The following is a 22,102-nucleotide window of genomic DNA, read 5'->3' on the forward strand; positions in this document are numbered from 1 at the left end:
ATGTCGATCGACGTCAACAACGAGTCCGGAACCGAGGTCGACGAGCAGGCGATCCTCGACATCGCCCGCTACGCGCTCGCACGGATGCGCATCCACCCGCTCTCCGAGCTCTCGGTGATCGTCGTGGACGCCGATGCCATGGAGCAGCTGCACATCCAGTGGATGGACCTGCCGGGGCCCACGGACGTCATGTCCTTCCCGATGGACGAACTGCGTCCGCCGTCGAAGGACGACGACGAGCCCCCGCAGGGCCTCCTCGGCGACATCGTGCTGTGCCCCGAGGTCGCCGAGAAGCAGGGCAAGGAAGCGGACACGCAGCACTCCATGGACGAGGAGCTCCAACTCCTCACCGTCCATGGGCTGCTGCACCTTCTCGGTTACGACCACGAGGAGTCCGACGAGAAGGCCGAGATGTTCGGCCTTCAGGCCGCCATCGTGGACGGCTGGCGTGCGGAGAAGGGCCTGACGGGCCCGTCCCCGGCCCCGACCGTCTCATGAGCCCCACCCTCGTGTCCGGCGCGATCGCCCTGGTGGTCGTCGCCTGGCTCGCCGCCTGCGCGGAGGCGGGCCTCGCGCGCGTCTCCAGCTTCCGCGCCGAGGAGGCCGTACGGACGGGCCGCCGGGGCAGTGTGAAGCTCGCGCAGATCGCGGCCGACCCGACCCGCTATCTCAACGTGGCGCTGCTGGTCCGCGTCGCCTGCGAGATGGCGGCGGCGGCCCTCATCACCTATGGCTGCCTCCAGGAGTTCGCCGGCACCACCGAGGCCCTCCTGGTCGCCATCGGGGTCATGGTCCTCGTGTCGTACGTCGCCGTCGGCGTCTCCCCGCGCACCATCGGCCGCCAGCACCCCCTGAACACGGCGACGGCGGCGGCGTACATCCTGCTGCCCCTCGCGCGGATCATGGGCCCGATCCCGTCGCTGCTCATCCTCATCGGCAATGCGCTGACCCCCGGTAAGGGCTTCAGGCGCGGCCCCTTCGCCTCCGAGGCGGAGCTGCGCGCGCTGGTCGACCTCGCCGAGAAGGAGTCGCTCATCGAGGACGAGGAGCGCCGCATGGTGCACTCGGTCTTCGAACTGGGCGACACGCTCGTGAGGGAGGTCATGGTCCCGCGGACCGACCTGGTCGTCATCGAGCGCTACAAGACGATCCGCCAGGCGCTCACCCTGGCGTTGAGGTCCGGTTTCTCGCGCATACCGGTGACCGGCGAGAGCGAGGACGACATCGTCGGCATCGTGTATCTGAAGGACCTGGTCCGCAAGACGCACATCAGCCGGGACGCGGAGAGCGAACTCGTCTCCACGGCCATGCGCCCGGCCGCCTTCGTCCCCGACACCAAGAACGCCGGCGACCTGCTGCGCGAGATGCAGCGGGACCGCAACCACGTGGCCGTCGTGATCGACGAGTACGGCGGCACGGCCGGCATCGTCACCATCGAGGACATCCTCGAGGAGATCGTCGGCGAGATCACCGACGAGTACGACCGCGAACTCCCGCCCGTCGAGGACCTCGGCGAGGACCGCCACCGGGTCACCGCCCGCCTGGACATCACCGACCTCGGCGAGCTGTACGGCCTGGAGGAGTACGACGACGAGGACGTGGAGACGGTCGGCGGGCTGCTGGCGAAGGCGCTGGGCCGTGTGCCCATCGCCGGGGCCTCCTCCGTCGTCGACCTCCCCGACGGCCGCGAGCTGCGGCTGACGGCGGAGGCAGCGGCGGGCCGCCGGAACAAGATCGTGACGGTGCTGGTAGAGCCGGTGGGGCCGATGGACCCCCCGGAGGAGGAGAAACCGGAGTGACCCCTCAGGAGCTGCGCGCCTTCTGCCTGTCCTTCAACGCGGCGGTGGAGGACTTCCCGTTCAACCCGGAGATGTCCGTCTTCAAGGTGCGGGGCAAGCTCTTCGCCCTGACGAACCTGGACGCGATGCCCCTCACGGTCAACCTCAAGTGCGTCCCGGAGGACGCGATCCGCCTGCGCGGCGAGTACCCGGGGCTCATCATCCCCGGCTACCACATGAACAAGCGCCACTGGAACACCGTCACCGTCGACGGCGAACTCCCGGACCGCCTCGTCCGGGAGCTCATCGAGGACTCGTACGACCTGGTCGTCGCCGGTCTACCGCGAGCCGACCGCCTCCGCCTCGACCGCCCCTGAGCCCGCCCGCCACGTCCGCAGCCCCGCCCCGACCAGCACCGCCGTCGCCAGCACGATCACGGCGTCGATCGCCAGGACCGTGTGGACGCCGGACATCAGGTCCGAGGACGTGGTGGCGAGGACGCCCAGGATCGGGATGCCGACGGTGATGCCGATCTGCTGGGTGGAGGTGACCAGGCCGGTGGCCAGGCCCTGTTCCTCGTCGGGGACGCCGGACGTGACCGTCAGGCCGTACGAGATGATCGCGCCCAGGTGGCACATGCTCGCCAGGGAGACGGCGGCCGTCGCGAGCCACACCGACCAGCTGCCCTCGTCGAGGGCGAGGAGTGTCGCGATGAGTGCGCCCTGGCCGGTGAGCGAGGCGACCAGCGTGCGGCGGGCGCCGAGTCGGCCGATGACCTTCGGGGCGTACGAACCCGCCACCACCGACAGCGCGCCCTGGACGCCGAAGACGAGGCCCGTCTCGAAAGCCGACAGGTGCAGGATCTCCTGGAGGTAGAGGGTCAGGGCGAAGACGACCGTCGACATCATCGAGAAGGTGACCAGGCCGCCCAGGTTGCCCCACGCCACCGTGCGGCGGCGCAGCATGGGCAGGGAGACCAGCGGGGCCTGAGCGCGGGACTCGACGGCGACGAAGGCCGCGAGGAGCAGGAGACCCGCGATCAGGGTCGTGATGACGTCGACGCGGCCGAAGCCGTGGTCGGCGGCCGTCGACAGGGCGTAGATCAGGGAGAGCAGACCGCCGGTGACGGTGATCGCGCCGGGGATGTCCAGACGGGGGCGGTCAGGCGTGCGCGACTCGGGCAGCAGGGCCGGGGCCAGCGGCAGGACGAGCACCGCGAACAGCGCGAGCAGGCCCATCGTGGAGCGCCAGCCCAGCGTGTCGGTGAGGACGCCGCCGGCCACCATGCCGACGGTGAAGCCGAGGGAGAGCAGGGTGCCCGAGATGCCGAGCGCGCGGTCGCGGGCCGGGCCCTCCGGGAACGTCGTGGTGAGCAGGGACATGCCCGTCGGTACGATCGCCGCCGCGCCGAGCCCCTGCAGCGCCCGTCCGGCCAGGAACGACGCCGGGTCCCAGGCGAACGTCGCCAGCAGCGAGGCCGCGCCGAACAGGGCGAGCCCCGTCAGGAACAGCCGGCGACGGCCGTACAGATCGCCCATGCGGCCGAAGAGAAGCAGGAAGCCGCCGGACGGCAGCGCGAACGCCGTGACCGCCCACTGGAGGGCGGACTGGCTCATGCCCAGGTCCGCGCCGAGGACGGGCAGGGCGACATTCAGGACGGAGAAGTCGAGCGCGACCATGAACTGGGCGGCGCACAGGACGAAGAGGACGAGTTTGTCGCGGGGTGAGAGACGGGGGACGGCTGTGTCTCGCAGGTGCGGGGAGGAGGTGTCGATCGCCATGCGCAAGAGCCTGCGGGGTCCGGAATAGCCGTGGGGAGCGGGAAGTTGTGCTGGTGGTGGCACCACCAGTCAGGGGGAGTACGTGGCGGATGTGATCGAGACGGGCGCGGGCAAGGCGCACCGGCTGCGTGAGCTGCGCGAGTTCCTGATGAGCCGGCGGGCCCGGGTCTCCCCGGCCGAGGCCGGGCTGCCCGACGGCGGGGCACGGCGCCGGACGCCGGGGCTGCGCCGCGAGGAGGTCGCCGTACTCGCCGGAGTGGGCGCCTCCTGGTATCAGTGGCTGGAGCAGGGACGGGACATCTCCGTGTCCCCGCAGGTCCTCGACTCCGTCGCCCGGGTGCTGCGGCTCAGCAACGCCGAACGCCGCCATCTGTACGTCCTCGCCGGGCTGAACCCGCCCGCCCCCGAACCCGCGGCGGACCACGACTGCGAGGGGCTGCGGCGGCTGATCGACGCGTGGATGCCGTATCCGGCCCACATCATGGACATGTACTACAACTGCGTGACGTACAACGAGGCCGCCGCGTGGGTGCTCGGTATGCGGCCCGAGATCACGCAGAACTGCATCATCGACTTCTTCACCGACCCCATGTACCGCTCCCGGTCGCAGAGTTGGGAGCAGAACGCGCGCACGGTCGTCGCCCAGTTCCGGGCGGCCTCCTCGGCCCGCCCGGACGACGAGGGCTTCCAGGAGGTCCTGGCCCGGCTGCACGAGCTGAGCGCGGAGTTCACCGCGCTGTGGGAGCGGCGGGACATCCAGGACGCCGGGGTGATCCGCAAGGAGCTCGACCATCCGCTGGTCGGGCTGCTGTGTGTGGAGTCCACGGCGATGAAGGTGCCGGCCCGGCCCGATCTGACGGTCGTCCTGCACACCCCGCTGGACGAGGCGAACACCGCGGCCAAGCTGGAGTGGCTGGCCTCGCCGGAGGGGCGGCGCGGGGCGATGTACCCCTTGGCGGGGTGAGGGAGCGGTTCTTCGTATGCTCGGGTCATGACCGACAGTGCGCTTGATCCTGAGGACCGCAAGATCGTCACCCTGGCTCGTTCGGCTCGGGCCCGTAATGGGGTGCCCGAGGGGGCGGCCGTGCGGGATGAGACCGGTCGTACGTATGTCGCCGGGACCGTTGCCCTTGAGTCGTTGCGGTTGAGTGCGTTGCGGACGGCGGTGGCGATGGCGGTGGCGTCCGGGGCGAAGTCGTTGGAGGCGGCGGCGGTGGTGACTGAGGCCGCGGGGGTGTCTGCCGAGGATCTGGCGGCGGTACGGGATCTTGGTGGGCTTGGGACTCCGGTGCTGGTGGCTGGGACCGATGGGGCTGTTCGGCTGACTGTCGCCGCGGGCTGAGGTCCCTGGGGGCTCCGCCCCCAGACCCCCCGGCCTATGCCCACCCGCCACCCGACTCGGTCGGCTATTAGCGGCGGAAAACAGACCTTGCCAGGTGTCGGCACGCGCGCATCAATGGAACCGGAAGTTCCGACGGACCGTCAGATTCATGACCGCGCAGCGTCCCGCACCACGCTCGCCGGTGGTTCGTCATCGCAATTCCCGTCCATCCCCACATGGCAATTCCCCACAACGGGAAGGGAAGCGGATCCCCATGAGAGGCAAGCGAACAAGAACTGGTGCGGCACTCGCGCTCGGGGCCCTCGCGGTCACCGGGTTCGCCCTCGCGCCCACCGCCGTGGCCGTCACCCCGGACACGGCGACCATCACCGCCGACTGCGGCACCTTCGGCGGCGGTGCGGCCACGCTGACGGCGACGCAGGACGGCACCGCCGCCACGATCACCCTCACCTCCTCGGCGATCACCGCGCCGCTCGCCCTGGCGCAGGACTCGATCGCCTCCACGCTCACCCTGGCGAAGGCGGGCGGCGGCTCCACCGCCTTCAGCGGCACGAAGAACCCGGCCATGGCGGCCGGCGACCCGGTCACGGTCGGCCCGCTCGACGGCACGGTGGCCTCCGGTGACAGCCTGGAGGCGTTCGGCGGGTCGTTGCGGATGACCGTCTTCGGGATCACCATCACCTGCACGGCGTCCGCCCCCCAGTCGCCGGGCCCGTTCGTCTTCGACTGAGTCGTCAGAAGTGGTGCGGGCCGTCAGAGCGCGTCAGGGCCGCGCTCGTCGGTCCGCACCCGTACGACCGTCTCCACCGGCAGGACCCACACCTTGCCGTCCCCGATCTTGCCCGTCTGCGCGGCCTTGACGAGCGCGTCGAGGACGTCGTCCGAGTCCGCGTCGTCGACGACGACCTCGATGCGGACCTTGGGGACCAGGTCGACCTGGTACTCGGCGCCTCGGTACACCTCGGTGTGGCCGCGCTGACGGCCGTAGCCACTGGCCTCGGTCACGGTCAGGCCCTGCACGCCGAGCTCCTGGAGCGCGGTCTTGACCTCGTCGAGGCGGTACGGCTTGATGATCGCGGTGATGAGCTTCATGCCTGGTCTTGACCTTCTGGACGGAGGGGACGGAGGACGCGCGGTGATCGTATGCGCTCGCGGGCGCGCGCCGTAAGGACCAGGCCGGTGGAAGGTGCATGTTCCTGCGGCCATGGCCGCGGCCAAGCCCGCGGACGGTTGTGCGGCGGCGCTCCGACGATCAGGGAGAATGGGCGGCATGAGCGTTCGCAGCCAGTCATCCGAGCCGTCGGAATCCGCGGAGGCCGTCCACCGGGCGGGCTTCGCCTGTTTCGTCGGTCGCCCCAACGCGGGCAAGTCCACCCTCACGAACGCTCTGGTCGGCCAGAAGGTGGCGATCACGGCCAACCAGCCGCAGACGACGCGGCACACGGTGCGCGGCATCGTGCACCGGCCCGACGCCCAGCTGATCCTGGTGGACACCCCTGGGCTGCACAAGCCGCGCACGCTGCTGGGCGAGCGGCTGAACGACATCGTCCGCACCACCTGGGCCGAGGTCGACGTGATCGGCTTCTGCCTGCCGGCGAACGAGAAGCTGGGTCCCGGTGACCGCTTCATCGCGAAGGAACTGGCGTCCATCAAGAAGACGCCGAAGATCGCGATCGTCACGAAGACCGATCTCGTCGACAACAAGACCCTCGCCGAGCAGCTCATCGCCATCGACCAGCTCGGCCGGGAGCTCGGGTTCGAGTGGGCGGAGATCGTGCCGGTGTCCGCGGTCGCCGACCAGCAGGTGGACCTGCTGGGGAACCTGCTGATCCCGATGCTGCCGAAGGGGCCGGCGCTGTACCCGGAGGGCGACCTCACGGACGAGCCCGAGCAGGTCATGGTCGCGGAACTGATCCGCGAGGCCGCCCTCGAGGGCGTGCGCGACGAGCTGCCGCACTCCATCGCCGTCGTGGTCGAGGAGATGATCCCCCGCGAGGACCGGCCCGCGGACCGGCCCCTCCTGGACATCCACGCCTTCGTCTACATCGAGCGCCCCAGCCAGAAGGGCATCATCATCGGCCCCAAGGGCAAGCGCCTGAAGGAGGTCGGCATCAAGTCGCGCAAGCAGATCGAGGCGCTGCTGGGTACGCCGGTCTTCCTCGACCTGCATGTGAAGGTCGCCAAGGACTGGCAGCGCGACCCCCGGCAGCTGCGGAAGCTGGGCTTCTGATCGCTCCCGACGCGGCCGGGCGGTCGGTTTCGCGTCAGGTCTGGGAGGCCCGGCCGCCGCTGGGTGACATGTCCTGGAGGCCGATCACGCGCAGCAGCTGGAGCCGCTCGTAGGACTCGGTCCCGGGCCGGGCGGTGTGGACGATCAGCAGCTGGTCGTGCCCGAAGCAGGCGAGGACCTCGCAGTCCAGCTCCATCAGCCCCACCAGCGGGTGCTGGAACCGCTTCGTCGAGGCGCGCCGCACCGCCACCTCGTGCGTCTCCCACAACCGGGCGAACTCCTCGCTGCGCGCGCGGAGTTCGGCCACCAGGCGGGCCGGACCCGGGTCGTCGGGGCGGGCCGCGGTGACGGCGCGCAGGTTGGCGACATGGGAGCGGGCCAGCTCGGCGTGGGACTCGGGCGGGAACAGCGAGCGGGCCCCCGGGTCGGTGAAGAAGCGCCGGATGAGGTTGCGGTCGCTGTACTCCCCGCCCGCGAGGGCCACCGACATCGCGTTCTGCGCGAGCAGGTCGCCGTAGTCGTTGAGCACCTGCGCGGGCACGTCGTACAGCCGGTCCAGGATCAGCAGCAGACCCGGCCGTACGTGCCCGGAGGCGCCCCCGTCCCTCGGCGGCTCCTCGCCCACCAGGTGGAAGAGGTGGTCCCGCTCGTCGCCGGTCAGCCGCAGCGCCCGCGCCAGCGCGCCCAGCATCTGCCGCGACGGCCTCGGCCCCCGCGACTGTTCGAGGCGCGTGTAGTAGTCCACGGACATCCCGGCGAGCGCGGCCACCTCCTCGCGGCGCAGTCCGGGTGTCCGGCGCCGGGCGCCGGCCGTGAGCCCCACGTCGGAGGGTTCCAGGCGGGTGCGGCTGCGGCGCAGGAAGTCGGCGAGTTCGGCTCGGTTCACCTCTCCAGCGTGGACGAGCGCGCCCGGCTTATCCAGGGACTGATGCTCCCCTGATCGGGAGGTCTCTCCCGCCGTACGGGTCCTGGGACCAGGCTCGTCACCGACGAGAGGAGCACATGATGCTGACGTTGGTGACAGGCACGACGGGGCAGGTCGGCCGCCGCTTCGTACCGCGGCTGCTGCAACAGACACAGGCCGGGGACCAGGTACGGGTCCTGGTGCGCGACGAGGAGCGGGCCGCGCCGTTCGCCGACCTCGGTGCCCAGGTCGTGACCGGCGACCTGCGCGACGGCGAGGTACTCGGCAAGGCGCTGGCGGGCGCGGACGCGGTGGTCAACATCGCGGCGTCCTTCCGGGACGTACCCGACGAGGAGGCGTGGGCGGTCAACCGCGATGCCGCGCTGGAGCTGGGCCGTGCCTCCACGGCTTCCGGAGTACGCAGGTTCGTGCAGGTCAGCAGCATTGTGGTGTACGGAACCGGCCGGGGCCGCCCCCTCACCGAGGAGGACCCCGTCGTGCCCGGCGGCCTCATGTGGGGCGCGTACGCGCAGTCGAAGGGGGAGGCGGAGCGTGGCCTGCTGGCCCTGGACGGCCTCGACGTACGGGTCGGCCGCCTGGCCTTCGTGTACGGCGAGGGGGACCCGCATCTGGCCCAGTCGATGAGGTGGGCGAGCTACTGGCCGGACACCCAGCGCCTCCACATGGTCCATCACGCGGATGTGGCCCAGGGGCTTCTGCGGCTGCTGTACGCCCCGGGTGCGGACGGCCGGATCTACAACATCGCCGACGACAGCCCCGTCACCACCGTCGACCTGTACCAGCTCAACGGCATCGACATCCCGCCCGCCCTGTACGACAACCGTACGGACCCCGATCCCTGGCTGGGCATCGCGTCCACGGCCCGCATCCGCCGCGAGCTGGGCTACCGCCCGCTGTATCCGTCGGTGTGGACGGCGAGGGACGCGGGGGTCCTGTGACCTCAGCGGGCCCGCAGTACCTCCCGCAACCACCCGTATGACGCCTTCGGTGTCCGCTCCAGCGTCGCGGGGTCCTCGAAGTTCACGTGGACCAGGCCGAACCGCCGCGCGTACCCCTCGGCCCACTCGAAGTTGTCCAGCAGCGACCACACGAAGTAGCCGCGTACGTCCACGCCCGCCTCCACCGCCCGGTGCAGGGCCCGGAGGTGACCGTCCAGGTAGGCGATCCGGTCCTGGTCGTCGATGCCCTCGTAGGAGCAGCCGTTCTCGGTGATGACGATCGGCGGGAGCCGGTCGCCGTACCGGTCGCGAAAGCCGGTGAGCAGCTCGGTGAGGGCCTCGGGTACCACCGGCCAGCCGAAGTCCGTCACCGGGACGCCCTCGATCTCCCGTACCGAGAAGGGGAGTTCCGCGGGGATCGTCAGTCCGCCGAACTCGATGTCCGTGCCCTGCGGTGCGCCCACCCGGGTCGGCGCGTAGTAGTTGATGCCGTACCAGTCCAGCGGCTCCCCGATGACCTTCAGGTCGGCCGGGACGTCCCCCGGCATCAACTCGCCGATCCCCGCCGGGTATTCGCCCAGCAGCAGCGGGTCCGCGAACAGCCGGTTCAGCAGGACGTCGTAGAACTCCGCCGCCTCCAGGTCCGCGGGCTCCCGCGAGGCCGGCCACGTCGGCCCGTGCGAGTTGGCGATCCCGATGTCCGTGGCGCCGGCCGCGCGCAGGGCCTGTACGGCCAGACCGTGGGCCAGGAGCTGGTGGTGGGCGGCCGGGAGGGCGTCGAACAGCAGCTGCTTGCCCGGGGCGTGGGCGCCCAGCGCGTGCCCGAACAGCGTGTGCTCGGCGGGTTCGTTGAGCGTGATCCACTTCTGCACGCGGTCGCCCAGCCGCTCGGCCACGACCGACACGTACTCCGCGAAACGCGCCGCCGTGTCCCGCTCCAGCCAGCCACCCGCCTCCTGGAGAGCGAGCGGCAGATCCCAGTGGAAGAGGGTCGGGACCGGCTGTACGCCCGCCCCGCACAGCTCGTCCACCAGGCGGTCGTAGAAGTCCAGGCCGCCCTCGGCACGCACGCGCGGCCAGGAGATCGAGAAGCGGTACGCGTCCACGCCCAGGTCGGCCAGGAGCGCCACGTCCTCGCGGTAGCGGTGGTAGTGGTCGCAGGCCACCGCCGCCGTCGAGCCGTCCTTCACCCGCCCCGGCTCGGCCGTGAAGGCGTCCCAGACGGACGGCTCGCGCTCGTCCGCGGCTCCCTCGATCTGATGGGCCGAGGTCGAGACGCCCCACAGGAAGCCGGCCGGGAACGGGGGTATCGGGTTCGTCGCCATGCGCCGGATCATCCGTACCGGCGGTAACGGAAGTCAACGGGCAGGCGTGAACAACCAGTTACACGACCAGTTACGCACCCTCTTTCAAGACTCTCGAGATGAGTTTCCGTTGTTCCTCCGTGAGCCGGGGATCGGCCGCGTACACCGTCTTTCCGTCCACGGTGATCTGGTAGCTGAAGCCGTCCGGGACACCGATCGGAGGCGTGCCCCGGCCGGCGGCGACCGCCTGCTCGGCCAGGGCCTGCCATTCGTGGGCATCGGGCCGGTCCGAGGTGTCCACCTCGGCATGACGCTCGATGCCCGCGAATCCGCCCGTGCGCCGCACCTGAATACGCATGGGTTCCTGTCTAGTACGGAGTCAGAGAATGCGCACCCCGACCTGCTCCCAGGCCTTCTCCACCGCCTGGAGTTCCTCGCCGCCGTCGCCGAAGCGCTCGCGCGCGGCCTTGACGGTCAGCTTGGCGAAGTCGGCGAAGAAGGCCTTCTCGGTCAGCTCGCCGCCGGTCAGGACGTCGTACCAGATCTGGCCCGCCTTCTCCCAGGCGTGGCCGCCGAGGGCGGTGGCGGCCAGATAGAAGGCGTGGTTGGGGATGCCGGAGTTGATGTGGACGCCGCCGTTGTCGCGGCCGGTGCGGACGAAGTCGTCCATGGTCGCGGGCTGCGGGTCCTTGCCGAGGACGTCGTCGTCGTACGCGCTGCCCGGTTCCTTCATGGAGCGCAGGGCCGTACCGGTGACGCTCGGGGCGAGCAGGCCCGCGCCGATCAGCCAGTCGGCCTCGGCGGCGGTCTGGCCGAGCGTGTACTGCTTGATGAGCGAGCCGAAGACGTCGGACATCGACTCGTTCAGGGCACCCGGCTGGCCGAAGTAGGTGAGGTTCGCCGTGTGCTGCGTGACGCCGTGGGTCAGCTCGTGGCCGATGACGTCGATCGGGATGGTGAAGTCGAGGAAGATCTCGCCGTCACCGTCGCCGAACACCATCTGCTCGCCGTTCCAGAAGGCGTTGCCGTAGTTCTCGTCGTAGTGGACGGTGGCGTCCAGGGGCAGGCCGTCGCCGTCGATCGAGTGGCGCTGGTAGGCCTTGAGGAAGAGGTCGAAGGTGGCGCCGAGACCGGCGTAGGCGCGGTTGACCGTGGCGTCCTGGCCGGGATCCTGGCCCTCGGTGCGCACCTCGGTGCCGGGCAGGTCGGTCTTGTTCCCGGCGTCGTAGATGGTGCGCAGCGGCTGGTCCGACGGTGCCTTCGCCGTCGGAGCGGCGGCCGAACGGAACTCGGCGGTCACGCGACGGCGGCCGCGCTCCTGGGCGTCACGCATCAGGGTGCGCCGGGCGGGACCGGAGAGCGCCGGGTTCTCGTTCTGGGCGAGCTTGTCCAGGACGTGTGGCGGCACGATGGTGCAGAAGACGGGCTCGAAGCCCCCGTTGATGGTCATGCCCGGCACCCTTGCACTGAGTTATGCCGTTGTCACTACCCGCAACCATGATTGTGTGAAATGTGCGGACAATCGCTCGCCGGGTCCGGAGGGCTGTGGTATAGCTCGCACTTTGTCCCGGTTTCTCCTGTGGTCCCGCATACTGATACGGACCCACGCGACCGGAGAGGCTCAGCTAGGCTGCGGAGCATTATGCGTTTCGGGCTGCTTCTCCTTAGCTGCCGCGGCGAGGGCCTGTAGTCGAGGCCGACTCCCTCCCCGCGGAGCTTGGCGTTGCGTCGTCGGCCGTCCTTCCGGACATCCTGAGGAGCCCCCGCATCATGGCGAATCGCCAGCAGCCCAGTTCCATGCCGATCCACAAGTACGGCCGCTACGAGCAGGTCGACATCCCGGACCGCACGTGGCCGGGCAACCGGATCACCACCGCTCCCCGCTGGCTCTCCACCGACCTGCGCGACGGCAACCAGGCCCTGATCGACCCCATGTCGCCGGCGCGCAAGCGAGCGATGTTCGACCTGCTGGTCAAGCTGGGCTACAAGGAGATCGAGGTCGGCTTCCCGGCCTCGGGGCAGACCGACTTCGACTTCGTACGCTCCATCGTCGAAGAGCCCGGTGCCATCCCGGACGACGTCACGATCTCCGTGCTGACCCAGGCCCGCGAGGACCTGATCGAGCGGACGGTGGAGTCCCTGAAGGGCGCCAAGCGCGCCACCGTCCACCTCTACAACGCCACCGCCCCGGTCTTCCGCCGGGTCGTCTTCCGCGGCTCCAAGGACCAGATCAAGCAGATCGCCGTCGACGGCACGCGGCTGGTCATGGAGTACGCCGAGAAGCTGCTGGGCCCCGAGACGCACTTCGGCTACCAGTACAGCCCCGAGATCTTCACCGACACCGAGCTGGACTTCGCGCTGGAGGTCTGCGAGGCGGTCATGGACGTCTGGCAGCCCGGCCCGGACCGCGAGATCATCCTCAACCTGCCCGCCACCGTGGAGCGTTCGACGCCGTCCACGCACGCGGACCGCTTCGAGTGGATGGGCCGCAACCTGACCCGCCGCGAGCACGTCGTCCTGTCGATCCACCCCCACAACGACCGCGGTACGGCCGTCGCCGCCGCCGAACTGGCGCTGATGGCCGGCGCCGACCGCGTCGAGGGCTGCCTGTTCGGACAGGGCGAGCGCACCGGCAACGTCGACCTGGTCACCCTGGGCATGAACCTCTTCTCCCAGGGCGTCGACCCGCAGATCGACTTCTCCGACATCGACGAGATCCGTCGTACGTGGGAGTACTGCAACCAGATGGAGGTCCACCCGCGCCACCCGTACGTGGGCGACCTGGTCTACACGTCCTTCTCCGGCTCCCACCAGGACGCCATCAAGAAGGGCTTCGACGCGATGGAGGCCGACGCCGCCGCCAAGGGCGTCACCGTCGACGACATCGAGTGGGCGGTGCCGTACCTGCCGATCGACCCGAAGGACGTCGGCCGCTCCTACGAGGCCGTCATCCGGGTCAACTCGCAGTCCGGCAAGGGCGGTATCGCCTACGTCCTGAAGAACGACCACAAGCTGGACCTGCCCCGCCGGATGCAGATCGAGTTCTCGAAGATCATCCAGGCCAAGACGGACGCCGAGGGCGGCGAGGTCACCCCGAAGGACATCTGGGCGGCCTTTCAGGACGAGTACCTGCCCAACCCCGACAACGCGTGGGGCCGTGTTCAGGTCAAGAACGGCCAGTCGACCACCGACAAGGACGGCGTCGACACGCTCACCGTCGAGGCCACGGTCGACGGCGCCGACACCATCCTGACCGGTACCGGCAACGGTCCGATCTCGGCCTTCTTCGACGCCCTCCAGTCCGTCGGCGTCGACGTACGCCTGCTCGACTACCAGGAGCACACGATGAGCGAGGGCGCCTCCGCGCAGGCCGCCTCGTACATCGAATGCGCGATCGACGACAAGATCCTTTGGGGGATCGGGATCGACGCGAACACGACGCGTGCCTCGCTGAAGGCGGTCGTCTCCGCCGTCAACCGGGCGACTCGCTGACCGGTCCGACCTGCGGTTCACCGGCCCCGTTCGCCCCTCGACGGGCGGGCGGGGCCTGGTCGTTTACCGGCCATTCCGTGTGCAGGTCACGGAAAGGTCTCCTCCGGGGTACTGACTCCGCCTCCCGCATGTGGCTAACATCACGCAAGCGCGGCGATGTTGCCGCGGGGTTACGGAGGTGCGACGTGCTGCCAGGACGGGGACGAAACGGCCGTGCCGCCAGGCCTGCGCGCCTCCTGGGCACCCGTACCGCGTGGACGACCGTCGGCGACGGCGAGTTCTTCTGCCCCGGTTGCGGAGGAGACCGCAACTACCAGCGGCTGACGGGCCGCCGCCGCTTCACTCTCCTCGGCATGCCCGTCGTCCCGCGCGGCGAGACCGGCCCCGTCGTCGAGTGCGCCGCCTGCCGCCGCCACTTCGGCACCGACGTCCTCGACCACCCGACCACCACCCGCTTCTCCGCGATGCTCCGCGACGCCGTGCACACCGTCGCCCTCGCGGTGCTGGCGGCGGGCGGCAGCTGCGCCCGTGCGTCCCTGGAGACCGCCGCGGCCACCGTCCGCGCCGCCGGCTTCGACGACTGCACCGAGGAGCAGCTGAACGCCCTCGTCGAGGCGCTGGCCGCGGACACCGGCCGGGTCTACGGCCGCCCCTGCGGAGCCGGGCTCGCCATAGAGCTGCACGAGGCCCTGGACCCGCTCGCCCCGCACCTCGCTCCCGCCGGCCGCGAATCGGTCCTGCTCCAGGGCGCCCGCATCGCCCTCGCGGACGGGCCGTACACCCCGGCCGAGCGGGACGTCCTCGCGATCGTCGGCTCCGCCCTGACCATCTGCGCGGACGACGTGACCAGGTTGCTGGTGGCGGCGCGCACGCCGTCGTAGCAGCCACGGACGCTACTCCCCGGGGAGTAGCGCCGCCGCCCGGTCACCCCCGGCAGTACCGCCGAACTCGCCCTCCGGCGCGACGTATCCCTCCCCGCGCGACGGGAGTCTGGTCCTGTCCAGACACCCGTTCAGGAGGGGGGACCTCGACATGGGGCCCGGAAAGACAACCACGCGTACGCGGCGACGAGCCGTGCCCTGGGTGCTGCTCGGGCTCTGGGTGGCCCTGCTCGCCTTCATGAGCCCGTTCTCGGCCAAGCTGTCCGACGTGCAGGCCGACCGAGCCGTGGACTATCTGCCGGCGAGCGCGGACTCGACCCAAGTCGCCAAGATCCAGGAGCAGTTGCCGGGCGGCGAGACGACCGAGCTCGTGCTCGTCTACCACCGGGACGGCGGGCTCACCGCCGCCGACCGTACGACGGCGCAGCGGCAGGTCGACGAGATCGAGGGCGCGAACCAGCTGACCGGAACCCCGAAGGGCGTGCCGTCCGAGGACGGGACCACCCTCATGTACCCGGTCGCCAGCAATGAGCCCGGGACCGACGAGGAACTCCGGGACGCGTTCGTCAACGACGTACGGGATGTCGCCCAGGGGGACGGCGGGCTGAGCGTCGACGTGGGCGGCCCGGGGGCGCTGGCCACCGACGCCGGCGCGGTCTACGACTCGCTCGACGGCCCGCTGCTCTACACCACCGTCGGCGTGGTCGCGATCCTGCTGATCATCATCTACCGGAGCCCCCTGCTGTGGCTCGTGCCGCTCGCCGTGGCGGGCGTCGCCGACTACCTCTCGATGGGTTTCGCCTACGGCCTCCACTCGGCGTTCGACACGAGCGTCTCCGGCCAGAGCACGGGCATCATGACGATCCTCGTGTTCGGCGTGGGCACCGACTACGCGCTGCTGCTGATCGCCCGCTACCGCGAGGAACTGCGGCGCATCGAGCGGCCGTACGACGCGATGCGGGCCGCCCTGCGCGGCTGCGGCCCCGCCGTCCTCGCCTCGTCCGGCACGGTCGCCGTCGGACTGCTGTGCCTGCTCGCCGCCGACCTCAACAGCAGCCGCGGCATGGGCCCGATGGGCACCGTCGGCGTACTGTCCGCGCTCCTCGCCATGCTGACGCTGCTGCCCGCGCTCCTGGTGCTGCTCGGCCGCCGGGTGTTCTGGCCGCTGGTGCCCGCCTTCGGGAGCCAACCCAAGGAGCGCAGGTCGCTGTTCGCCGCGATGGGCAGTTCCGCCGGGCGGCGGCCGCTGGCCGTGCTCGCGGGCGGTGTGGTCCTGCTCGGCGCCCTCGCGCTGGGCATGCTGAACCTGCCCGGGACGGTCAAGCAGGAGGACTCCTTCGTCGACAGGCCCGAGGCGGTCGTCGCGATGCAGACGCTCGCCGCCGCCTACCCCGAGGCGAGCACCCAGCCGATCAACGTGATCACCCCCAGCGGGCAGGCCGACGCCACCCTGGCGACGCTGAAGGACCACCAGGGTGTCGCGAGCGTCGAACGGGGGCGCAGCGGGGAGGGCTGGACGGAGATCTCCGTGGTCGCCAAGGACGCGCCCCAGTCGGCGGGCGAGACCGCCACGATCAAGTCCCTGCGCGCGGAACTCGACGGCTCCTACATCGGCGGTCCGAGCGCCGAGCAACTCGACCTGAAGGACACCAACTCCAGCGACATGAAGATCGTCGTGCCGCTCGTCCTGGCCTCCGTACTGCTGATCCTGGTCGCCCTGCTGCGCTCGCTCGTAGCGCCGCTGCTGCTGGTGGCCGCCGTGGTCGCGGTGTGGGGCGCGTCGCTCGGCATCGGCGGGCTGGTCTTCGGGCCGGTCTTCGGCTTCGAGGGGACCGATCCGGGGCTCGGGCTGCTGTCGTTCGTGTTCCTCGTCGCCCTCGGCGTCGACTACGGCATCTTCCTGATGCACCGCATGCGGGAGGAATCCCTGGCGGGCGCCGAACCGGTGACCGCCGCGCTCACCGCGCTGCGGACGACGGGCGGCGTCATCGCCTCCGCGGGGCTCGTCCTCGCCGCGACCTTCGGCGTGCTGCTGAACATGGGCCTGGTGCAGCTGGTCGAGCTGGGCTTCGTGATCGCCGTCGGCGTGCTGCTCGACACCTTCCTCGTCCGGACGTACCTGGTGACCAGTGCCGGCGTGGCCCTGGGGCGGAAGGTGTGGTGGCCGGGCCCGCTGTCGCGGGAGCCGCAACCGGAACCGGGCGCGCAGACCCGGCAGCCCGAACCCGTATGAACCATTGGGCGCCCCTTCTGCCGGAGGGGCGCCTTCCGGCGGAAGATGGAGCCGTGCCGCGTCCCCACATCCTCGTCGAGCGCACCATGACCGCGGTCAACCACGGCGCGGCGCCCGCCTCTCCGCGCAACGACGCCCTCCTCGCCGCCGCGGTGGCCGCCCTCGCCACCCTCCTCGCGCTCTTCGTCGACGACGGGCGCAGTCCCGACGCGCTCGGCTGGACGCTGCTGCTCGGCGCGCACGTCGGGTTGCCCTGGCGCCGGCGCTTTCCCATGCGCGTCATGCTCGCGATGGTGGCCTGTGTCGCCTCCTACCACGCGCTCGACTACACCCACAGCGCCGCCGTCCCGGTCACCATGGTGGCGCTCTACACCGTCGCCGTCACCGGCAGCGCCCGCCGCACCGTGTACACCGGCCTGACCATCGTCGGCGGGACGATCGTCGTCAACGCGCTCACCAATCCGGACGGACTCGTCGAGATCATCCGAATCTTCGGCTGGATCATCTCCGTACTGCTGCTCGGCGGCTACATCCGCGTCCACCGCCAGTACATATCCTCCGCTCTGGAACGCGCCGAACGCGCCGAACGCACCCGTGAGGAGGAGGCCCGGCGCCGCGTCGCCGAGGAACGCCTCCGCATCGCCCGCGACCTGCACGACCTGCTCGCGCACAGCATCACGCTGATCGGAGTGCAGACCAGCGTGGCCGCGCACGTCCTCGCCGCCGACCCCGAACGCCTCGACCGCGCGACCGTCGCCAAGGCCCTCGACGACATAGCCGACACCTGCCGGAGCGCCCGCGGCGAACTCCGTACGACCCTGGAGGTGCTGCGGGAACGGGGCGCCGTGCCCGAGGCCCGGGGCCCGCTGCCCGGACTCGACGGTCTCACCGACCTCGTCGAGGCCGCACGGCTGGCGGGCGCACGGGTCGACTGGAGCATGCGGGTACGCCGGGCACCGCCCGCCGTGGGCGCCGCCGCGTACCGCATCGTCCAGGAGGCGCTGACCAACGCGGTACGGCACGCGGGCCCCGAACCCGCCGTACGCGTCGAGCTGTACGAAGAGGAGGGCGCCCTGCGTGTCTCGGTCACCGACGACGGCACCGGGCCCACCCCCGGTGGCACCCCCGGCTTCGGGCTCGTCGGCATGCGGGAGCGGGCGCGCACCGTGGGTGGCACACTCGACGCCGGGGCACGGGCCGGGGGCGGGTTCGAGGTGACGGCCGTACTGCCGCTCGGGACGACCGTCAGTACGTCGAAGGGGGCCGGATGACCATCCGGGTACTGCTCGCGGACGACCAGACGCTCGTACGCGAAGCGTTCGCGATGCTCGTCGAGTCGGCGCGGGACATGGAGGTCGTCGGACAGGCGGCGACCGGCCGGGAGGCGGTGGAGCTGGCCCGCGGCGCACGCGCCGACCTGGTGGTGATGGACATCCGCATGCCCGACCTGGACGGCATCGAGGCCACCCGGCTGATCGCCGCCGACGAGGACCTGGCCGGCGTGAAGGTACTGGTCCTGACCACCTACGACACCGACGAGAACATCGTCGAGGCGCTGCGCGCCGGTGCCTCGGGATTCCTGGTCAAGGACACCCGTCCGGCCGAACTCCTCGACGCCATCCGCACGGTCGCGGCCGGGGAGGCGCTGCTGTCCCCGGGCCCGACGGCCCGGCTGATCGAACGGTTCCTGCGCGGCCCGTCGGCACGGCCGGTGACGGGCTGCGGCCCCGAGTCCCTCTCCGAACGCGAGCGCGAGGTGCTCACGCTGGTCGCGTGCGGGCTCAACAACACCGAGATCGCGCAGACGCTGGGGCTGAGCCCGCTCACCGCGAAGACGCACGTCAGCCGGATCATGGGCAAGTTGGGGGCGCGGGATCGGGCGCAGCTGGTGGTGGTGGCGTATGAGTCGGGGATGGTGAGGCCGGGGAATATGTGACGGACAGTCAGCACTCGACGCGCACGTCTCCGGCACGCGCGTCTGACAATCCGTCAAGGGAGATCGATGACCCTCCTGAGCCGCACTCTCCTCGTCACCGCGGTACTCCTGACCCCGCTCACCACCACCACGACGGACGCTTCCGCCGCCGCCCCCGGTTGTACGTCCTCCACGCCGTACGTCTCCGGCGAGGGCGGCTACGACACGTACCGCATCCCCGCCGCGGTGACGACTCCCCGCGGCACGGTCCTCGCCTTCGCCGAGGGCAGACACGACGGCGCGGGCGACACCGGTGACATCGACGTCGTCCTGCGCCGCTCCACCGACGGCGGCTGCACCTGGGGCCCGCTCGCGGTCGTCGCGGCCGGGGAGGGGGACACGCGGGGCAATCCGGCGCCGGTGGTGGATCCGCGCAGCGGGGCGGTCGTCCTCGTGACGTCGTACAACAGCGGTGCCGTGACCGAGGGACAGATCATGCGGGGCGAGACCACGCCGGAGCAGAGCCGACGGGTGTTCGTGCAGCGGAGCTCGGACGACGGGGTTCGCTTCTCGGCGCCGCGGGAGGTCACGCGGGAGGTGAAGCCGTCGAACTGGCGCTGGTACGCGACCGGGCCGGGGCATGCGGTGGCTCTCACCCGTGGACCGCACGCGGGGCGGCTGGTGGTTCCCGCGAACCACTCGGCGGCGCCGGCCACGGGTTCGACGGACACGGGACAGGAGGCCAGGTACTACAGCGCGCACGCGATGTACAGCGACGACGGGGGGTGGAGCTGGCGGCTGGGGTTCGTGGACGCGTCCTACGACGGGTACGACGGGTACAACAACGCGAATGAGTCCACGGCGGCTGAACTGCCCGACGGGCGGCTGTACTTCAGCTCACGTGACCAGAACGGGGTGAGCGCGGGGAATCGGCTCGACACGTACTCCGGGGATGGGGGAGAGACGGTGGATCGTGCGTATGCGGTGCAGTCCTCGTTGGGGGAGGTGCCGGTGGTGCAGGGGAGTGTGCTTCAGCTTCCCGGCGGACCGTTGCTGTTCTCGGGGCCGTCTGTGCCTACGGCACGTCGGGCGATGGCGATTTGGCGCAGTGATGATGGTGGGGGGACGTTCGTGAAGGCGGTGACGTTGTCGGGGCAGTGGGCGGCGTATTCGGATCTGGTGCGGGTTGGTGGGGGGACAGTCGGGGTCCTGTACGAGACGGGTGCGACGGGGCCGTACGAGACGATCGAGTTCCGGCGGGTGGGGGTTGCTGAGCTGGGCTAGGTGCTGGGGCGGGGGCTCCGCCCCCGCCCCCGATCCCGGTCCAGGGCTAGGCTCGGCCGCATGGCTGAGTACCTCGGTGTTCTGGAAGAACCCGGAGGTCTCGGCGGTGCCGCTCACCGGGGCAGAGGGCTACCTGCGCTGGATCGACAGGACCACTCGGCAGGACGAGGCCTGATCGTCACGCCCTGGCCCGTTCCAGGACTTCGGCCACTGCCGGTAGGTCCCGGTGCGGACTGGGCTGCCGCAGCGTGGGTTCGAGGCGCTGGCGGGGGCGAACGGAGGCGACTCCGGCGGACAGGTCCAGTGCCCGGCCGGCGACCGTCGCCGCCTGCTCCACTTCGCGGGCGGCCAGGTAGGACTCAGCGAGCCATGACGGAGTCGGGCACGGGGCTGGGCACGTTTCCGGCCTCGGAACATCGGTACAGCGGTTATCGGTGAGAACGATCACGGTCCGGGCCGTGCGAGTGTGGCCGCCCCTGCTTCAGGATGGACTTGCGCGCCTGGGTGATGCAGTCGTGCAGCCGGTTGCGCACGTCCCGCAGGTCCGTCATCTGCCGGTCGAGGCGGTCGCGTTCGGCCGCGAGCAGCTCCAGCAGTTCCGGTGACGCCTCACCGGAGTCGGCGAACGGCAGCACCTCGCGGATGGTTTTGCTGGGCAGGCCCACGGAGTAGAGCTGCTGGATCAGCCTGACCCGTTCGACGGCACCGGCCGGATACTGGCGCTGGCCACCCGGATTCCGGGTGGAGTGCAGCAAGTCCTGCTGCTCGTAGTAGCGCAGCGCCCTGACGCTGACGCCCGCCTTCGCGGCGACCTCTCCGATCCGCATCCCGGCCTCCTGACTCGACTCCACGTCTCGCTTGCACCTGACGTCGGCGTCAGGTTTTAGCGTAGCGGACACGGCGCGAGCCACCCCTTACGAACTCTGGAGCACGCCTGTGACCGGCACATCTCCGACTCACTTCTCAGGACCCCGGGAAGAATCAGCAACGTTCATCAGGAACACGTCCGTGATCGCCGAAAGCGCAGCGTGGTCGGCATGACCAACATCAACAAAACCGTCGTCGTCCTGGGCGCCACGGGGCAGCAGGGAGGATCGGTCGCCGCTGCGCTGCGGGCCGACGGCTGGGGGGTGCGCGCGGTCGTGCGCGATCCGTCCGGCCACCGGGCCCGGTCCCTGGCCGCCTCCGGCGTCGAAACCGTCCGTGGTGACCTTGGGGATCCGGAGTCGCTCCGCACGGCCTTCGCTGATGCCCACGGTGTCTTCAGTGTCCAGCCGAACTCCGGCCAGGCCGGCGCCGACGTGACCAACGAGGACGAGGTCCGCTTCGGCACGGCGGTGGCCGACATCGCCGAGCACTGCGGCGTCGCCCACCTCATCTACAGCTCGGCGGTCACCGCGGGCTCGACAACGGGCGTCGACCATCTCGACACCAAGAGCCGTATCGAGGCCCATGTCCGGAATCTGGACATCGCCAGCACCATCATTCGGCCGACCGCGTTCATGGAGCTCCTGGTGACCCCCGAAATCGGCCTCGACCGGGGACACCTGTCCTTCCTGATGCGCCCCGACCAGGCCATGCAGTTCATCGCGGTACGCGACATCGGCCGCATAGTCGCCGCGGTCTTCGGCTCACCCGAAAGCTACGCCGGCCGCACCATGGTGATCGCCGGTGACGCTCTCACGGGCAACGCCCTGGCCGAGCATCTGACCCAGGCCGCCGGCCGGCCGATCAGCTACAGCCGCCTGTCGACGACCCTGCCGGCACAGGACGAGGTCCTCAGCAAGTTGGAAGCACTCCTGGACGACGGCAGGCTGGTGGGAAACGCGAACCTCGACGCGTTGCGCACAGAGTTCCCCTTCCTGCTGCGCTTCGACCGCTGGCTGGCGGGCCCTGGTGCGGGCCTCCTCGATGAGGCGCTCCGTTCCACGGACACGGGCATCGCTCCGCGCTGACGAAGCCCTTCCCGGCCTAGCTGCTCCATCTGCCCAGGCTGCGC

The 22,102-nt window shown here is 70.5% G+C and carries 22 protein-coding genes; 15 read left to right on the plus strand and 7 right to left on the minus strand.

The genetic code is table 11. The features are described 5' to 3' along the window. From ybeY to AB0I77_RS01880, 3 genes are read left to right on the plus strand one after another with little or no spacing between them, the layout of a single operon-like run. Entirely contained in the window at positions 1-498 is a 498-nt protein-coding gene (gene ybeY / locus AB0I77_RS01870) for an rRNA maturation RNase YbeY (RefSeq protein ID WP_363280292.1), read from the plus strand. Further along, positions 495-1,799: a hemolysin family protein gene (locus AB0I77_RS01875; RefSeq protein WP_363280293.1), complete on the plus strand. Its 1,305-nt coding sequence runs from the start codon at positions 495-497 to the stop codon at positions 1,797-1,799. Before ybeY ends, AB0I77_RS01875 begins: the two co-directional genes overlap by 4 nt. Then, positions 1,796-2,155, plus strand: a complete 360-nt coding sequence (locus AB0I77_RS01880; protein WP_363280294.1) for an MmcQ/YjbR family DNA-binding protein — start codon at positions 1,796-1,798, stop codon at positions 2,153-2,155. Before AB0I77_RS01875 ends, AB0I77_RS01880 begins: the two co-directional genes overlap by 4 nt. On the opposite strand, the gene AB0I77_RS01885 is transcribed toward AB0I77_RS01880, so the two are convergent. Further along, complete coding sequence (locus AB0I77_RS01885) at positions 2,117-3,559, minus strand: MFS transporter (protein WP_363280295.1); 1,443 nt, start codon at positions 3,557-3,559, stop codon at positions 2,117-2,119. The genes AB0I77_RS01880 and AB0I77_RS01885 overlap by 39 nt on opposite strands. Before the next feature lie 148 nt (positions 3,560-3,707). On the opposite strand from AB0I77_RS01885, the gene AB0I77_RS01890 reads away from it, so the two are divergent. The 3 genes from AB0I77_RS01890 (at position 3,708) to AB0I77_RS01900 (ending at position 5,631) form a co-directional block, all read left to right on the plus strand. Continuing rightward, positions 3,708-4,523 carry a helix-turn-helix transcriptional regulator gene (locus tag AB0I77_RS01890; protein WP_363280556.1) on the plus strand — a complete coding sequence of 272 codons (816 nt, stop codon included), beginning with the start codon at positions 3,708-3,710 and terminating at the stop codon, positions 4,521-4,523. Between the two features lie 27 nt (positions 4,524-4,550). Further along, positions 4,551-4,901 carry a cytidine deaminase gene (locus AB0I77_RS01895; protein WP_363280296.1) on the plus strand — a complete coding sequence of 117 codons (351 nt, stop codon included), beginning with the start codon at positions 4,551-4,553 and terminating at the stop codon, positions 4,899-4,901. 253 nt (positions 4,902-5,154) lie between these two features. Further along, positions 5,155-5,631, plus strand: a complete 477-nt coding sequence (locus AB0I77_RS01900) for a hypothetical protein (protein ID WP_363280297.1) — start codon at positions 5,155-5,157, stop codon at positions 5,629-5,631. A gap of 23 nt (positions 5,632-5,654) precedes the next feature. Here the strand turns inward: AB0I77_RS01900 and AB0I77_RS01905 are convergent, their stop codons facing one another. After that, positions 5,655-5,993 (minus strand): P-II family nitrogen regulator, encoded by a 339-nt coding sequence (locus AB0I77_RS01905; RefSeq protein ID WP_363280298.1) that lies wholly within the window; start codon positions 5,991-5,993, stop codon positions 5,655-5,657. 169 nt (positions 5,994-6,162) lie between these two features. On the opposite strand from AB0I77_RS01905, the gene era reads away from it, so the two are divergent. Continuing rightward, positions 6,163-7,131: a GTPase Era gene (era, locus tag AB0I77_RS01910; protein WP_363280299.1), complete on the plus strand. Its 969-nt coding sequence runs from the start codon at positions 6,163-6,165 to the stop codon at positions 7,129-7,131. Positions 7,132-7,165: 34 nt separating this feature from the next. On the opposite strand, the gene AB0I77_RS01915 is transcribed toward era, so the two are convergent. Next, entirely contained in the window at positions 7,166-8,017 is an 852-nt protein-coding gene (locus tag AB0I77_RS01915) for a helix-turn-helix transcriptional regulator (RefSeq protein ID WP_363280300.1), read from the minus strand. Positions 8,018-8,136: 119 nt separating this feature from the next. On the opposite strand from AB0I77_RS01915, the gene AB0I77_RS01920 reads away from it, so the two are divergent. Beyond that, the gene (locus AB0I77_RS01920) at positions 8,137-8,994 is read left to right on the plus strand and encodes an NAD-dependent epimerase/dehydratase family protein (protein ID WP_363280557.1); all 858 of its coding nucleotides are present in this window, start codon (positions 8,137-8,139) and stop codon (positions 8,992-8,994) included. 2 nt (positions 8,995-8,996) lie between these two features. Here the strand turns inward: AB0I77_RS01920 and AB0I77_RS01925 are convergent, their stop codons facing one another. The 3 genes from AB0I77_RS01925 to AB0I77_RS01935 all read right to left on the minus strand — a co-directional run bounded on the left by AB0I77_RS01925 (position 8,997) and on the right by AB0I77_RS01935 (position 11,748). Then, a complete protein-coding gene (locus tag AB0I77_RS01925; RefSeq protein ID WP_363280301.1) occupies positions 8,997-10,319 on the minus strand; it encodes a GH1 family beta-glucosidase in 1,323 nt (440 codons plus the stop codon). A 70-nt stretch (positions 10,320-10,389) separates the two neighbouring features. Beyond that, positions 10,390-10,656, minus strand: coding sequence for a protealysin inhibitor emfourin (locus AB0I77_RS01930; RefSeq protein WP_363280302.1), 267 nt, complete (start codon positions 10,654-10,656; stop codon positions 10,390-10,392). A gap of 21 nt (positions 10,657-10,677) precedes the next feature. Continuing rightward, positions 10,678-11,748: a M4 family metallopeptidase gene (locus AB0I77_RS01935; RefSeq protein WP_363280303.1), complete on the minus strand. Its 1,071-nt coding sequence runs from the start codon at positions 11,746-11,748 to the stop codon at positions 10,678-10,680. A 320-nt stretch (positions 11,749-12,068) separates the two neighbouring features. Between AB0I77_RS01935 and leuA the strand changes: the two genes are divergently transcribed. The 6 genes from leuA (at position 12,069) to AB0I77_RS01965 (ending at position 20,103) form a co-directional block, all read left to right on the plus strand. After that, complete coding sequence (gene leuA / locus AB0I77_RS01940; protein WP_363280304.1) at positions 12,069-13,790, plus strand: 2-isopropylmalate synthase; 1,722 nt, start codon at positions 12,069-12,071, stop codon at positions 13,788-13,790. A gap of 185 nt (positions 13,791-13,975) precedes the next feature. After that, positions 13,976-14,671, plus strand: coding sequence for a TerB family tellurite resistance protein (locus AB0I77_RS01945; RefSeq protein ID WP_363280305.1), 696 nt, complete (start codon positions 13,976-13,978; stop codon positions 14,669-14,671). A gap of 151 nt (positions 14,672-14,822) precedes the next feature. Further along, the gene (locus tag AB0I77_RS01950; protein WP_363280306.1) at positions 14,823-16,904 is read left to right on the plus strand and encodes an MMPL family transporter; all 2,082 of its coding nucleotides are present in this window, start codon (positions 14,823-14,825) and stop codon (positions 16,902-16,904) included. A gap of 86 nt (positions 16,905-16,990) precedes the next feature. Then, entirely contained in the window at positions 16,991-18,175 is a 1,185-nt protein-coding gene (locus tag AB0I77_RS01955) for a histidine kinase (protein WP_363280558.1), read from the plus strand. Then, positions 18,172-18,840 carry a response regulator transcription factor gene (locus AB0I77_RS01960; RefSeq protein ID WP_363280307.1) on the plus strand — a complete coding sequence of 223 codons (669 nt, stop codon included), beginning with the start codon at positions 18,172-18,174 and terminating at the stop codon, positions 18,838-18,840. The genes AB0I77_RS01955 and AB0I77_RS01960 overlap by 4 nt, the downstream gene beginning before the upstream one ends. Before the next feature lie 66 nt (positions 18,841-18,906). Continuing rightward, complete coding sequence (locus AB0I77_RS01965) at positions 18,907-20,103, plus strand: sialidase family protein (RefSeq protein ID WP_363280308.1); 1,197 nt, start codon at positions 18,907-18,909, stop codon at positions 20,101-20,103. A 428-nt stretch (positions 20,104-20,531) separates the two neighbouring features. Here the strand turns inward: AB0I77_RS01965 and AB0I77_RS01970 are convergent, their stop codons facing one another. Further along, positions 20,532-20,930 (minus strand): MerR family transcriptional regulator, encoded by a 399-nt coding sequence (locus tag AB0I77_RS01970; RefSeq protein ID WP_363280309.1) that lies wholly within the window; start codon positions 20,928-20,930, stop codon positions 20,532-20,534. A gap of 210 nt (positions 20,931-21,140) precedes the next feature. Between AB0I77_RS01970 and AB0I77_RS01975 the strand changes: the two genes are divergently transcribed. Beyond that, a complete protein-coding gene (locus AB0I77_RS01975) occupies positions 21,141-22,058 on the plus strand; it encodes an NmrA/HSCARG family protein (protein ID WP_363280310.1) in 918 nt (305 codons plus the stop codon). The last annotated feature ends 44 nt before the right edge of the window (positions 22,059-22,102 follow it).

This window comes from Streptomyces sp. NPDC050619, from assembly GCF_040654815.1.
Taxonomy (GTDB): domain Bacteria; phylum Actinomycetota; class Actinomycetes; order Streptomycetales; family Streptomycetaceae; genus Streptomyces.